Source organism: Candidatus Auribacterota bacterium (assembly GCA_026392035.1).
In the GTDB taxonomy this organism is placed as follows: domain Bacteria; phylum Auribacterota; class Tritonobacteria; order UBA1439; family UBA1439; genus JAPLCX01.
Map to the genome: position 1 here is coordinate 41,159 of JAPLCX010000067.1, position 12,466 is coordinate 53,624.

Annotated in this window: 10 protein-coding genes and 2 tRNA genes; 1 reads left to right on the forward strand and 11 read right to left on the reverse strand. The window is 57.0% G+C overall.

The window, feature by feature from the left end:
* Positions 1-13: 13 nt before the first annotated feature.
* On the reverse strand, positions 14-2,755 hold the full coding sequence (locus NTX71_07075; protein MCX6339667.1) for an AsmA family protein: 2,742 nt from the start codon (positions 2,753-2,755) through the stop codon (positions 14-16).
* A 171-nt stretch (positions 2,756-2,926) separates the two neighbouring features.
* Here NTX71_07075 and NTX71_07080 point away from each other — a divergent pair.
* Positions 2,927-3,013 (forward strand) — tRNA-Leu (locus NTX71_07080).
* A 462-nt stretch (positions 3,014-3,475) separates the two neighbouring features.
* Here NTX71_07080 and NTX71_07085 read toward each other — a convergent pair.
* The 10 genes from NTX71_07085 to NTX71_07130 all read right to left on the reverse strand — a co-directional run bounded on the left by NTX71_07085 (position 3,476) and on the right by NTX71_07130 (position 12,206).
* Positions 3,476-4,450, reverse strand: a complete 975-nt coding sequence (locus NTX71_07085; protein MCX6339668.1) for a tRNA 4-thiouridine(8) synthase ThiI — start codon at positions 4,448-4,450, stop codon at positions 3,476-3,478.
* A 95-nt stretch (positions 4,451-4,545) separates the two neighbouring features.
* The gene (locus NTX71_07090; protein MCX6339669.1) at positions 4,546-5,835 is read right to left on the reverse strand and encodes an NAD(P)/FAD-dependent oxidoreductase; all 1,290 of its coding nucleotides are present in this window, start codon (positions 5,833-5,835) and stop codon (positions 4,546-4,548) included.
* On the reverse strand, positions 5,832-6,806 hold the full coding sequence (locus tag NTX71_07095; GenBank protein ID MCX6339670.1) for a lysylphosphatidylglycerol synthase transmembrane domain-containing protein: 975 nt from the start codon (positions 6,804-6,806) through the stop codon (positions 5,832-5,834). Before NTX71_07095 ends, NTX71_07090 begins: the two co-directional genes overlap by 4 nt.
* A gap of 2 nt (positions 6,807-6,808) precedes the next feature.
* The gene (locus NTX71_07100) at positions 6,809-8,497 is read right to left on the reverse strand and encodes a flippase-like domain-containing protein (GenBank protein ID MCX6339671.1); all 1,689 of its coding nucleotides are present in this window, start codon (positions 8,495-8,497) and stop codon (positions 6,809-6,811) included.
* An 83-nt stretch (positions 8,498-8,580) separates the two neighbouring features.
* Positions 8,581-9,519, reverse strand: a complete 939-nt coding sequence (locus NTX71_07105; protein MCX6339672.1) for an SDR family oxidoreductase — start codon at positions 9,517-9,519, stop codon at positions 8,581-8,583.
* A 192-nt stretch (positions 9,520-9,711) separates the two neighbouring features.
* Positions 9,712-9,900: a hypothetical protein gene (locus NTX71_07110; GenBank protein ID MCX6339673.1), complete on the reverse strand. Its 189-nt coding sequence runs from the start codon at positions 9,898-9,900 to the stop codon at positions 9,712-9,714.
* A 28-nt stretch (positions 9,901-9,928) separates the two neighbouring features.
* The gene (locus tag NTX71_07115; protein ID MCX6339674.1) at positions 9,929-10,795 is read right to left on the reverse strand and encodes a decaprenyl-phosphate phosphoribosyltransferase; all 867 of its coding nucleotides are present in this window, start codon (positions 10,793-10,795) and stop codon (positions 9,929-9,931) included.
* Between the two features lie 181 nt (positions 10,796-10,976).
* Positions 10,977-11,049, reverse strand: a tRNA-Ala gene (locus NTX71_07120).
* Positions 11,050-11,188: 139 nt separating this feature from the next.
* Entirely contained in the window at positions 11,189-12,019 is an 831-nt protein-coding gene (gene tatC / locus NTX71_07125) for a twin-arginine translocase subunit TatC (GenBank protein MCX6339675.1), read from the reverse strand.
* The gene (locus NTX71_07130) at positions 11,994-12,206 is read right to left on the reverse strand and encodes a twin-arginine translocase TatA/TatE family subunit (protein MCX6339676.1); all 213 of its coding nucleotides are present in this window, start codon (positions 12,204-12,206) and stop codon (positions 11,994-11,996) included. Before NTX71_07130 ends, tatC begins: the two co-directional genes overlap by 26 nt.
* Positions 12,207-12,466 lie beyond the last annotated feature (260 nt).

A 12,466-nucleotide genomic window follows, 5' to 3' on the forward strand; every position in this document is an offset into this window, starting at 1 on the left:
ACGACCTTCCCTTTTATTGTTTCATCATCTGTTTGAGCAGCTCTTTTGACGCTCCTTTAAGCATCTCGCGGCCAACATCATCCGCTGCAGGACTTTCGCCTTTCTTCTTCGGTTTGGGTTCGAGGGTCCGCTCAATTTTCTTCTCGATCTCCTTCCGGAGGCGCAATGCGCCGATCTCGGCGGCAAAGCTCAGGATGCCCGTGCGGGCCGCTTCCAGATCCACCCGTGGGTGGTTCAATGTCCCTCCGATCGGTATCGGGAATGGCACGGTTATCCATCCAACATCATCCGGGAAATAAGGCTCGAGTTGCTGGTAGCATTCAGTGCCCCGTGCGAACGACGCCCGGCCGCTGAGATTGAGTGTCCCGGAAAGTCCCATTTCCCCCTTGAGCAGAAGCCGCATGGGGTTGGGCTTTTCAGCGATCTCCAGCAGCATATTCCCCGTGCCCCAGCGTTCCCCCTCGAAGATGAAATCACCCTCGCACCGGGAGAAGCGCGTTTCCGACGGAGCCTTTTTCAAAAGCTCTCCCAGCGCGAGGAACTCCTTGCATTTAGCTTCCTGGCCGAGGACGAGAAAAAGTGGCGCAATCTCTTTGAGGAGACCGACGGTGCGCAGCCTGCCCTCGTGGACAGAGAAACGGCCCTTCGCGCGGAGAGCCTTCTGTATCGAAGACCATCTCTTCCCCTCCCCCGAGGCGGCGCACTCCAGCGAAAGCCATCCCGAGAGCGCATCTGAATAGCCGTAGAGGTCGGAGAGCAGCGCCGCGAGATCTACCCGGGCAGCCGTGCCCTCGAGGGCGTAGCGCGGCTCAGGCCCGCTCATGGCGGCGGCCAGCTTGCACCCGCTCTCCCCCCCGTAGAGAGGCAGCGAAAACTCTTCCACACTCAAGACGCCTTTCGACAACACGATCTTCCCACGCCCATCGCGTGCCTTCAGCTTCCCCATCCGCAATTCGCCAATCGCCACTCTCCCCCTCCCCTCCAGTCCCATGATGAGGGGCGGGAGAAAAGGTCCTTCCTCGCGGGATTCCGCGGGCGCCGCTTCCGCCCCGGCGATAAAAAGGGCGCCACGGGGCAGCGATGCCTCTCCCTGCGCCCGGGAGGCAGCGGCAAAGTCAGCGGTGTCCATGATGGGGAAATTGAATTCACAGTCGAACGCGGGCCACCTCTTCAGATCGAAGCTCAGATACCCCTCGCCGCAGCTCGAACCCACGCGCACCGTGCTCAATCCGAGCCGCACGTTCCCCGCGGCGCACGTGCATGCGGCATCATACATGACCGGCTGCCTGAGACCGGCGAAGCGAAACTCACCGCCCGCTACCTTTGCGCTCCCCGAGATGATCGTGGAAGTGAGCGGCTGCGCGAGCGATCGCTCCAGGGAGATGTCCGCAGCTCCTCTCCCGGCAGCCGCCACCCCTGGTTTGAGCATACCGCCCAGGCTCTTCAAATCACATCCATCCGCCTTGAAACGGGCTTTGAGCGCGCGCCCCCCCGCCGTTTCAAGAGAACCCTCCGATGTCAGCTTCAGACCGCCAAGCCGCACGACCGCATCCGCCCATCGGATGCTCGTGCCCTCACGGCGGAGAGGGATTTTCAATTCTGCCATGCCGCCCGCGGGCTTCCTGATATGCGTGCCATACGCCAGACTGCTCCCACGCAGGTCAAGGTCGAGTTTCATACTCATATCTTCTTTTGTCCCCTCTATCGCAGCGCTGAACGCCGAGCTGCCGTCGAGCGAGAGGTTGGGTATGCTCAGCGTTCCGATGCTCTCCCATGGCAGATTCCGAGCGGAAATTTCCAGCCGCGCCTCCGGATTCCTCCCGAGCCCGAGGAGCGATCCGCTCGCCCTGAGGCGCCCGCCGAAAAATCCGGCGCTGATTTTCCTGATGTCCCATACCTTTTCCGCGCACGAGCCGTCTCCCTGAACTTCGAGATTCATCGTCAGTCCCGATTCGGGTGTCTTGTAGCGCCCGCTATATTCAAGGCGAACACCCTCGGCGGCGAGCGTTGACTGGAACTGCACCTTTTCCCCAAGCCACCCCGTGACCGCCACGGGGCCGGATACCGAACCGCCCTTCAGATTCATGCACCTGAGCTCTTTCACTACACGCGCCAGATCGGCGAGCGGGATCCCCTCAATCCTCCCCCTCCCGTCGATGTAGGGGAGCGCCCCCTGTGCCATGTCGGCCGCTCTCAGATCCACGTCTTTCATAACCACGGGCCGGCTCCACGCGGGATCAGAGATAGTGACTGCACCGTTGCTGATGCGAAGGCGAGAGAGAAAGAAACGTCCCGTTGCCCTTTTCTTTGCGGCGCCGGCTCTTCCAGCAGGGGTCTCCCCAGCGGCTGGCTTTTCTTTTTGCAGCAGTCCTTCCACATTCCACGTGCCGTCTTTGCCGCGCACGAGGCTGAGCCTGGGCCGCGCCATCGAGATCGAGCTCAGGCTCAAAGACCTCCACAAGAGCGGGAGAATCCGCACCTTGATCAGGATGGTCTCTGCTTGGAGGCATGGGGTATGGCCATCCTTCTCGAAGAGGACTAAATCGCGGACGCAGATGCCGGCGCCGTACAGGAGCGATGGAGACAGCGATGAGAATGTCACCTTCCGGTTCAGCCCGCGCTCAAGCTCCATCCTCGCCTGCCGCAAAAACCATTCAGACCGGACAATAAGGTGCAGTGCGATCACCGCGACGATACAGAGGGCGAAGAGCCAGACGACAATCCTCAGTAAAACCCGTTTTGGTGGTAGTCTCACCTTGAACCCCCGCATGAAAAAGGTATAATAGAGGACGCACATCATAGCACAAAAGAAGCGCTGATGAGAAGGGCGTGGATGCGAGAGGTCGTGTTATCTCATGAGTGGTGTCACCCGCCCGCAGATGCACGGCGCTCAATCGAACGAATGCGCAATCAGAGGGTCGATCACGCCGCGGTGGCGGAACAGGCAGACGCGCACGACTCAAAATCGTGTGACCGTGAGGTCATGAGAGTTCGATTCTCTCCCGCGGCACCATAACTACGGTCGAAAGTGTAAAGGTGAAAGTTCAAAGAACAACGGTTTCCATAAAGCAAATCTTAAGAAACTGCCTTTATGCACTGCCCCTGCTGTTGTGCGCGGCGGGGATAATGCTAAACGGCGTGCTGCTGATAATCGCGTGTGCGATAATCCTATAGGCCTATTCTCGATGACCCCGGCGGCGTTCGATATCATCCTGTAGGGGCGGGCAGATCACACCAGCAGTCTTTAACAACCTCACCATACCTATTTAGATTCACCCCCTTCCCTTCAACTGCTCCCCGCACACACTCGCGGTCATGCGTGCAAATAGTGATACAATAGGCTCCTGCCTTTGAATAGTTGTAATTCCGCAATCGGATGCTTCTGCGGTTGTAGCGGATTGCCACGCCTTTCATATGGAGAATGTATTTATCACGTAGGGGCAGGTTTTAAACCTGCCCCTACAACGCCTATTGATCAAATACCCCCTACCTTCAATTCATCAGGTGAGGGGCACGGGACACGAACTATCTTCCTCTCCCCTCTCTGCTCGTACTCCACGACGACCATGTCCTCCGGCTTCGCGTCGCTGTAGCGGGCGCATAGCCGGGACGCCTCCATGAGTTCGGTGTCGCTCCCTCCGCCCGGGATAATGACCGTTGGCCCGGGTATGCCGCGTGGATCCAGGAGTGCGTCTCCCTTTCCTGCCAGCTCTTCCAACTTTTTATTTTCCATTTCATTTCTGCCGACGATGACCTTGCGCCCGCTGGGGAGGCGGAAATGACGGCCGACCTTCAGGAAATGGATATTCCTTATCTCGCCAAGCCCCTCGTGATCGCGCAGGTCGCGAAGCCGCCTTGAAAAAGCGGGGTCGGTCAGAAGGCATCCCCCCGCGGGCGAGGGATATTCCGTGATCCCGTACGTCTTGGCCAGAGCCATCTGCGGCTTGCGAGAACGGCCGCATAAATCAAGCAGCTTATCCCGCATTACCTTCCCCTCCCGCTCGGGCACTGTTTCCTCGAGCAGTTTCGCGCTCAACGGCCTGAGCAGATAGCCCTCGCAACCGGATCCTTTCTCGACCACTTTGAGGGCGCGCTTGTTTTGCGACATCGGCCTCTCGTTGAGCACCTCACCGGTGAATAAGAAGTCGAATCCCTCCCCTCTCATTACCGCGCCGGCGGTCTGTACCATGAGCGTGTGGCAATCTATGCACGGATTCATGTTCGATCCAAATCCGTGTTTCGGCTTCTTCAGCATCGCAAGGTGGGGGACGGTAATATCGTGTACCGCCAGCGGAATATGGAGCGCTTCTGCGGCTCGCTTCGCCCTCTCCGAACCAAAAAACGGGGACTCGAAGACAATGCCGCTCACATAAATCCCCTGCTCCTTGAGCACGCACGCAGCCAGAATACTATCCAACCCGCCTGACAACAAACCAAGAGCTTTTACCATAATGGAACCTTGAATTCAGTGTCCCTGCCCGCCGGCAGGCAGGTTCAGTTGTAAAATTTGGTTGCGGCCAACGGCCGCGCGGTGAAGATAATTGGTTAAAGGGTTTGGACGAATTTCTGCCCGAGCGCGGCGCAGTTATTCATGTTCCGGTCATACGGATAGATCTGGCTCGTATTCACCACATAGAGCCGGTTCAGGGGCGACGCGAAGGGGGGCATTTTCGCGCGGTAGCCGAGGGTATAGACCACCGTGGCGTGGCTCGCGCGGAAGAGGTGCATCTCCTTGACCCACTCCCTGCGGAATCCCGGATTGACGAGTCTCAGGGACGCCTGATGCGCGGCGAAATATTCTTCAGCGCCCATACGATAGTACGGGTCATCCTCGCTCACGTAATTGAACACGTACACTATCCTCCTGCCCCCATACTGTTCGGGGGCAATGAAGTTTGTGTGCTCGATAAGTCCGCCGAATGTCACCGCCGGATCACTGATGTTGAGCCAATAGATCGGGCTTATGGACTCCCCGCACTCCATCACGAGGCACACCACTGCCTGATAGCGGATCCCCTCGAGTCGAGCGCGGTAATCATCCGGCAGTGGCGGGACAATCTTGAGGAGCGCCGGAATCGAAACGGTGGACACGACGAGGCCTGAAAATTGCTCGTGACCGCTCACGATAACTCCCTTTGCCGTATTCCGTTCCTGTATGATGTATTCAACCGGAGCCCCCTCCACCACCTCGCCCCCGAGCGACGCAATCTCCTCCCGCATCTTCTCGAGCATGAGCTCAAATCCGCCCTCCAGATAGCCGAGCTCCTCTCTCATGCCGCCCTTGCTCCTGGAACGCGCGCGGGGATGGATCCGCCCCCAGATCCACGATGCGGGGATGCGGTCGTGCGCGCCGCCGAACTTGAGGCGAAGGAGGGGCTCCCATACTGTCTCGTAGGCCGCGCGGCTCACGTGTTCAGAGAACCAGTCCTTGCAGGTGACGGAATCCAATTCCTCCCAATCTTTCATGCGTTGGAAATGGAGCACGGAGAGGCCGAGCTTTACCCTGTCCGTGAAACAGAGCGGAGAGAACCTGAGGAGTTCAAGGGGAGTGCCAAAGCGATGTATCGCGCCCTTGTGAAAAAAACCGATAGAAGAAGGCCGCCAGATAAGCCTGCTGCTGAGTCCCAGCTCGTCAATCCAGCCAAGAATCGCCGTGTCGGTCTTGAAGATGTGGTGGTAGAATCGCTCCAGCCAGGCGTCGCCGACGCGGAATGAACCCGCGAGACCCCCTATCCGGGCTTCCTTCTCAAAAATCGTTACACGGTAGCCTTTCTTGGCAAGCTCGTAGCCGACGCTCAGACCGGTAATACCCCCCCCAATAATAGCCGCTTTCATGTCCCCTTGACCTCTTCAATCTCCCTCAGGCTCCAGCCGCTCGCGTTCATGAAAAAGAGGCCGAGGGCGGTCACGGAAATGTACTGGAGCGCATGTACGACGATAATGTAGCCGATTGCCGCGTTCTTCCCCACGCCGAAGGGCGCGAGGGCGACGACGGCAGGCAGATCAAATGTGCCGACGTACCCGGGCATCGCCGGAACCATGATGGCGATGTTGACGATCACGAGTGTGAAAAACGCGGCGTATGCGGGAGCATGGAAGTGGAAGCCCCTCATGATGCACCAGAACACGCACCCCTCGATACACCATATGAGCACCGAGTAGAAAATCACCACCGCCTGCCGCTTCCCCGATGAGAGAAAATGGAGCCCCGGCAGAAACGAGTCCACTAATCTGTCTGCGCGGCTGTGCAGCGTGCGAGGGAGAATCCTGGTCATGCGCTTGATCATCGCACCTGCCGACTCCTGCCTGAATGCGGCGTACAGCAGCATCCCGAGCGCGCATAAGAATATCGGCGCTCCCAACGCGGCATACCGTTTCACCTCCGGCGTGGTTGCGCTGAAAAGCAGCACAAAGACAAAGAGCCCGACGAGTGTCAAACCGTCATAGACCCTCTCAACAACGATGGTGGCGAATCCCGCGCTGCCGCTTATTCCCTCTTTCCTCTTAAGTGCCCATGCGCGCACGAGTTCACCCATGCGCAGGGGGAGAATATTGTTGGCCATGAACCCGATCATGACCACGCTGAATGAGTTTTTGAAGCCCACCCTCTTCAGGGGGGCCAGCATGCACTGCCACCGGAAGCCGCGAAACACAAAACCGGAGAGATAGAGGGCGAGCGCGGGCACCAGGTACAGGTAATCGAAGCTCCGGAGCTCGGCGGCGACCGTGCGCCAGTCGAAGGTGAAGACAATTACGACCACCACCACAATGCTGACGGCGTAGCCGATGTAGTTACTCTTGCTCACGCTCAATCTCCCAGTGCGGTCACTTTGATCTCGTCACGCGCTCTCACTACATCGAAGTTGTGCCGGATGAAGAAGATGATTCCCAGTATCGTCACGGGGATGTACTGGGTCGCGTGCAGCGCAACCGCGTACCCCGTGACGAGGGCGGGGTCGAGCGCAGAGAGCTGGAGGAGGGCAACCTTGCAGAACCACTCGAATGTTCCCACGTATCCTATTGAGGGGACAATCAGGCCGAGATTGACGATGCAGAGGATGAAGACGGGGGCGTAGGCCGGGAGGACAAGGTGAAACGCCTTGATAAAGCACGAGTACATGCCCGCTTCGGAACACCATACAAGGACCGAGAGGCCGAACACCACGCACATCAGCTTCTCATGGAGCAGCACCTCAAGCCCCTTGATGAAATTGCTGATGACGAACTGCCCCTCCGCCTTGAGGTACTTCTGCCCGAGGTTATCAATGACGCGGTATATACCCATCTGCCTCCCGAGCGCCTTGCCGGCCACGAGATAGAAGAGGATGATGAAGAGAGAAAAGAAGATGAATATGCCGAGAACGAAAATCTGGTTGATGATCGGTTTGAAGCTCACGAACATGAGGACGATGGCGAGGAACAGGATGAGCGTGAGGCCGTCAATGAGCCTCTCCACGACGATCGTGGCGAAGCAAAGGCTTTTTGAGAAGCGGTGCACGCGGCCGAAATCGTACGCCCTGACTATCTCCCCCATCCGGACCGGGAGCACGTTATTTGCCATCCATCCTATGACAATCCCCGAGAAGAGCTCGCTGATCCTGAATTTTCTCTCGGGGAGGAGGAGCATGCGCCAGCGGATGCTCCTGAACCAGAAGCTGAGGGCGTAGGCGAGGAGGCCGAGCCAGATATAGCTCCGGTCGGCCTTGCCGATTTCGGCGGCAAAGCTGCGGAAATCGATATTCCTGACGATGAGCACGATAAAAGCTGCGCTCACGAGGGAACTCAGGATCAGCTTCTTCCAGTTGACTGCGAAGATGTGCACCCAGAGGTGAGAGAGTTCGTGGATGGTGCGGAAGACATCGCTCGGGGCGACGGAGGATTTTCCCCCCATGCGGGGCAAGTGCGTCACGCCGGTCTCGACAATATTCAACCCGGCCCGCTTGGCCTTGACGAGGATCTCCGTGTCGATGAGGAACCGCTCCGACTTGATCTCGATACGATCAAACACCGAACGCCTGAAGAGCTTGAAGGCGCAATCGATGTCGCGCACCCTGAGGCCGAAGACGAGGCGGATAATAAAATTGTAGACGCGGGAAACGAATTTCCTGAGCGGCTTGTCCTTGCGGTCCGCGCGGTAGCCCACCACCATGTCCACCCCCTCTTTCATGAGGGGGAGCATCTTCCGGATATCGTTAATGTCAAACTGGTTATCGCCATCGGTATAGAGGACGAGCTCCTTCCGTGCGCCCGTAAAACCCGTTTTGAGAGCGATGCCGTAGCCGAGATTATGCGGATGGTGGATCACCCGTACGTGACTGTGCTCACGAGCGAGGCGGTCAGCAATTTCGGCGGTGCGGTCCGTGGATCCATCGTCAACGATGACGACCTCATAATCATCGGCGATCTCGCTCAGGACCCGATTGACGTCGAGGGTCTGTTTTTCTACGTTTTCCTCCTCATTGTAGCATGGGAAGAAAACGGTGATGGATGGTTTCATAAATATTCTTGCACCTGATTTCCCTGATTAACCTGATGCATTCCCCTGATATTCAGATAAATCAGAGTAATCAGGTGCTCATTTTATTTTAAAACTTTCCTGAAATACTCTATTGTTTCCCGCAGCCCTTCCTCCAGGCCCACCCCCGGTTCCCACCGGAGCTCCTTCCTGGCCTTGCTGATATCAGGCTGGCGCACCCTGGGATCATCAACGGGGAGGGGTTTGTGGACGATCGCGCTCCTGCTCCCGGTGAGGCGCAGGATCTCCCGGGCAAAATCCATAACGGTCATCTCCTGCGGGTTGCCGATATTCACCGGCTCGTTCATGTCCGACATCGCAAGCCGATAAATTCCCTCGATCAGGTCTGAAACGTAACAAAAACTGCGCGTCTGCGAGCCGTCGCCGAAAACGGTGAGCGGCTCGCCCCTGAGCGCCTGGCAGATAAGGGAGGGGACCACCCGCCCGTCATTTGCTCTCATTCGCGGGCCATAGGTATTGAATATTCGGGCGATCTTGGTATCGAGGTGGTGGTACCGGTGATAGGCCATCGTCATCGCTTCGGCGAATCTCTTCGCCTCGTCATACACCCCGCGCGGCCCGATCGGGTTGACGTTACCCCAGTAGCTCTCGGGTTGCGGGTGAATGAGCGGATCGCCGTATACCTCCGAGGTGGACGCGAGGAGAAACTTCGCCCCTTTCGATTTTGCGAGGCCGAGGGTCTTGTGCGTGCCGAGCGCTCCCACCTTGAGGGTGGGGATCGGGAATTCAAGATAGTCGATGGGGCTGGCGGGAGAGGCGAAGTGAAAGATATAAAAAATTTCTCCGGCGATGTAGAGATAGTCCGTCACGTTTTGCTTGATGAAGGTAAAATTCTCGTTTCCGGAGAGATGCTCTATGTTCCTGACGCTCCCCGTCAAAAGGTTATCGAGGCACACGACGGCGTGGCCTTCATCGAGTAAACGGTCGCACAAATGAGAACCGAGGAACCCCGCCCCGCCCGTCACCACACATGTCTTTTCCATCTCGCTCCTGTAAGGTGAGACGTAAAACGTGAGAGGTAAGACGTAAGAGGTGAGACGATTTTCCCTATTCCATCTTCCGTCTCCCATCTCTCATCTTTCGTCTCTCGTCTTCCGTCTTTCATCTTCCCTCTTTCGTCTCACGATGGTAATGTCAAAAGATATTGTAAAGCAACCACAGATTTCTCTGATTATTTATGCCTTTTCCGAGTAAATCAGTGGTGATTCATTTGTGGTAACATCCATATAAAAGCCGCTGTATAGAAATTCTTTTCTTTCTCCATCTACCACAGATTTATTCACCACAGATTGACGCAGACTTCCTCCCCCCCAAAAATCTTCACAACTATCTGTGCAATCTGTGGTTGCATTCAGCTCTTTCATAGAACTTTTAACACTACCCTCACGATCATTACTTAATCAAGAGTATCAACCCCACCGATACCGCCCAGAGTATGAGATCAACCATCAGCGGCCTGTCAGAGAGCAGCGTGAGTTCAGGGCTTCCGCCCCCCTCCTTATGGTGCACCAGCCACAAGTACCTGAAAATACCGTAGAGCACGAAAGGGATTGTTAAGTACAATTTGTCGCTCACATCATGCAGGGTGCGCGGGGAGAGTGTGTAGAGCACATAGGCCATCAGCGTGGATGAGGTCACCACCGCGATCATCTGGTCGAGGAGATAGGTTGAGTACTCCTCAAGAATGGGCCTGTGTTGCGGGGCATCCCCCTCAAGGAGGACGAGTTCGTGCCTGCGTTTGCTCAGTGCGAGAAAGAGCGCGAGGAGGATGGTGCAGATGAGGAGCCATGGAGAAACCTCCACGCCGATCGCCACGCCGCCCGCAACCGCCCTGAGGACAAAACCGACGGCGATCACGAGGACATCGACGATCACCACGTGCTTCAGCAGAAGCGAATAGGAGAGCAGGAGCAGGAAGTACGCGAGGGACACCACTCCGAGCGCTGTCCCGATGAGAAAGGCGGCAATAATAGACGCGATGGTCATGGACGCCGCCGCGAGGGCAGCGGTTGCCGGCCTCAGCCTCCCTGAGGCGATCGGCCGCGCCCGCTTGAGCTCATGGCATCTGTCTTCATCGATATCGACGATATCGTTAATGAGATAAATCGAGCCGGAAAGAGCGCAGAAGATCACGAATGCCATGCACACGGTCACCACGTCCTGCACGTTTGAAAATCTTCTGGAAAAGAGGAGGCCGGCGAAGATGATCAGGTTCTTCATCCACTGTCGCGGCCTCATCGCCTCCAAGATCAAAACCATGTGAACCCTCCCTCTCCCGATAATGCCCTATGCTTCTCCCTTATCCCTTTTCACTCTTCACTGTAGTAATGGTGGAGCAGACGGGATTCGAACCCGCGACCCCCACGTTGTCCCGCCATTCGGCGGGATGATGCCCCGCCTGCCAAGCGAGCAAATATCATATGGCACCATATGAGCTCTGTGGAGACGATGGGATTTGAACCCACGACCTCGGCGTTGCGAACGCCGCGCTCTCCCAACTGAGCTACGTCCCCACACAGCTCACATGTAACCCTTTGCTCACCCGGCGAGCGGGCAGGTCTCCCAGCTGAGCTACTGCCCCATCTCTATTCCCGTGAAGCGGGCCTCGTGAAGCGTATTTCGTACAATGAATGACGATTCACGAACGACGCTTCACGCTTCACGTCTTTCTATCAATTTCGCTCCCCACACGCAGATCTCATACAGCAGCAGCAGCGGCAGCGCCATCGCGATCTGCGAAACCACGTCAGGGCCGGGAGTCATAACCGCCGCCAGAATGAATATGAGAACTATAGCATATCTGCGTTTCTCGCTCAATACCCTGTAGCTGAGGATGCCCGCCCTGACAAGGAAAAGGATGACGAGAGGGAACTCAAAGACAAGGCCAAAGGCAATCAGCATGCGGCTCACGAAGGTGACATACTCGTTGATCGTCCACAGATTTCCTATCCCCATGAGCCTGTTGAAACCCCAGAAAAACTGGATCGTCCATGGCAGCGTGGTGAAGTAACAGAAGGCCATGCCCGCATAAAACATGAGGGCGCCGCCGCACAGGACGGGGCCAAAATAGCGGCGTTCCTTCTGCGTGAGCGCCGGCAAGACAAAAATGCCGACGAGATAGAGGAGGATCGGGAGCGAAATAACGAGCGCGGCCTCAGCCGAAACCTTCATCGCGACTGAGATTCCGCCGGCCGGAGAGAGCGTCGGGAGTATCGCTGCCGCCGCAGGGCTGCTCCCGTCCCGGTCGATGACGAGCATGAGGGGGCGCTTTAAAAGCCCGAGGGTATATCCCCTGAGCGTAAGCGGGAGGGCTATCAGGAAAGCACATCCGAATACGCACAGCGCCTTGATAATCGTACGCCTCAGGTCTTCAAGATGATCGAGGAAAGGTTTCTCCTCAGGCTTTTCAGCCTGAGCCGCGGCATGCATTCCATCACGCTTCCCTGCGAGCGCCGCGTCAGGGGGTTGGTGGTTTTTTCTCATCCGGCGTGGATTCTTTCTTCCCTTCGCCCTCCTCCATGCCCTTCTTGAACTCCTTAACTCCCTTCCCGAGACTCTTCATCATCTCAGGGAGTCGCTTGGCGCCGAACAAGAGGAGAATGATAAACAGTATGACGATGAGCTCGGGGAGCCCCACATTCTGAAAAAACGCCAGAGGCATGAGCGTCATTGACCATCCCTCCTTTCGCCATGGTACGGCCGAAAATTCGAGAAACAAGAAACCCGCAACCGGCAACCACAGCTATAATACCACAGCGCCTCAGAAAGCCATACAGAAGATGTCCCAGGATCGTAATGGGTCACCCATCAAAGGCGCGGAGTCAATAGACATGATCTGGTCCCTCCCTCGCGCATGCGCGGGTTCAACTGCTTGCTCCGTTCACGCCAGCACTCGTGACTTGCCTGCTGCTCCATCCCGAGCCCGTTTCC

Coding starts and splice junctions, on each gene's coding strand:
- NTX71_07085 (MCX6339668.1), bottom strand. CDS start 4,450: ATGGTAAAAGCTCTTGGTTTGTTGTCAGGCGGGTTGGATAGTATTCTG.
- NTX71_07090 (MCX6339669.1), bottom strand. CDS start 5,835: ATGAAAGCGGCTATTATTGGGGGGGGTATTACCGGTCTGAGCGTCGGC.
- NTX71_07100 (MCX6339671.1), bottom strand. CDS start 8,497: ATGAAACCATCCATCACCGTTTTCTTCCCATGCTACAATGAGGAGGAA.
- NTX71_07105 (MCX6339672.1), bottom strand. CDS start 9,519: ATGGAAAAGACATGTGTGGTGACGGGCGGGGCGGGGTTCCTCGGTTCT.
- NTX71_07110 (MCX6339673.1), bottom strand. CDS start 9,900: ATGAAAGAGCTGAATGCAACCACAGATTGCACAGATAGTTGTGAAGAT.
- NTX71_07115 (MCX6339674.1), bottom strand. CDS start 10,795: ATGGTTTTGATCTTGGAGGCGATGAGGCCGCGACAGTGGATGAAGAAC.
- tatC (MCX6339675.1), bottom strand. CDS start 12,019: ATGAGAAAAAACCACCAACCCCCTGACGCGGCGCTCGCAGGGAAGCGT.
- NTX71_07130 (MCX6339676.1), bottom strand. CDS start 12,206: ATGACGCTCATGCCTCTGGCGTTTTTTCAGAATGTGGGGCTCCCCGAG.